Annotated in this window: 1 protein-coding gene; it reads right to left on the bottom strand. The window is 45.7% G+C overall.

Annotation, left to right across the window (positions count from 1 at the left end; all coding sequences use genetic code 11):
- A partial coding sequence (locus KH400_RS21230; protein ID WP_246589959.1) for a YoaK family protein occupies positions 1 to 427 on the bottom strand: 427 nt, incomplete at its 3' end.
- Between the last annotated feature and the right edge of the window lie 8 nt (positions 428 to 435).

The raw sequence follows: 435 nt of genomic DNA, 5'->3' as shown, positions 1-435 counted from the left end.
ACGTTGCACCGAACGTCTTCAAATTACCAGTGCTCAAAACCGTGGCGTAAGGCATACCACGCAACTTACTGAACGTATCAGCTTGCATCGCCATGAAGATAGCCAAGACACTTAGCACAATCAATGAGTTCACACGGGCTAGCTCAAGGAAGGCAACAAATAGAACACCAAGCAACTCAATGAAGACCGATCGTTCTTCCCATTGCACTTCATTCTTAAATGATGCCTTCTTGATGATTTGGTTCAAAATCGCACCAACGAAGAAGGCAATGACTGGCCAGAAAAACAAACTAGCCGCGTGCCACTTACCAGACGCAACGTTAATACCAAGTTGCAACAGATTACCACTTTGGAAACTTGCAAAGCGGTTATCGTGAAAGGCGAAGGTATATGAGTCGATGTAACCGGCTGTACCGGCTAGCAACATACCTACAC

Source organism: Desertibacillus haloalkaliphilus (assembly GCF_019039105.1).
Classification (GTDB): domain Bacteria; phylum Bacillota; class Bacilli; order Bacillales; family KJ1-10-99; genus Desertibacillus; species Desertibacillus haloalkaliphilus.
Note: the sequence above shows the minus strand (reverse complement) of the source record. Positions and strands in the feature narration are given on the sequence as shown.